The following is a 465-nucleotide window of genomic DNA, read 5'->3' as shown; positions in this document are numbered from 1 at the left end:
TTGCGCTGACAAAAGCGCAGGTCCGTATGGCGCAAGCCGCCATGGCCAATCGCGACACGTCTGTTAGTGATCTCTGCAAGGAGTTGGGGATCAAGCCTGTTACGCTCTATCGATACGTAGATCCAAACGGAAATCTGCGTGAATACGGAAGCCGCGTCCTCAAAATGCCTTAGGGTGTCATTCTGCACTCAGCCGGAATCCACCCCTCATCGAGATACCGCTGCTGCCAGCGCCAGACCGTGGGTTTCGACGTGCCCGCGCGTCGCATAATCTCGAACGTGCCATGACCGTCCGCTGTGGCCAGGACGATCTCGGCCCGCCAGACAAGCTTGCGCGCAGTGTTGCGGTTGCTGATCAGGGCTTGAAGCTCAGTACGGTCGGCGGGGCCAAGGTAAAGGCAGATGTCATGGCGTCTCATGCCTCAAATATGGCACATCACGTTGCCGATGGGAATCTCCTGTCAGG

1 pseudogene is annotated in these 465 nt (G+C 57.8%); it reads right to left on the bottom strand.

Going from position 1 to position 465, the window contains the following annotated elements:
- Window positions 1-202: 202 nt before the first annotated feature.
- Window positions 203-418: pseudogene (locus A3722_RS18625) on the bottom strand (helix-turn-helix domain-containing protein); the annotation flags it as partial.
- Window positions 419-465: the final 47 nt, after the last annotated feature.

It is taken from the genome of Sulfitobacter sp. HI0027 (assembly GCF_001634775.1).
Lineage (GTDB): Bacteria > Pseudomonadota > Alphaproteobacteria > Rhodobacterales > Rhodobacteraceae > Sulfitobacter.
This window is presented reverse-complemented; position numbering and strand designations above follow the sequence as displayed.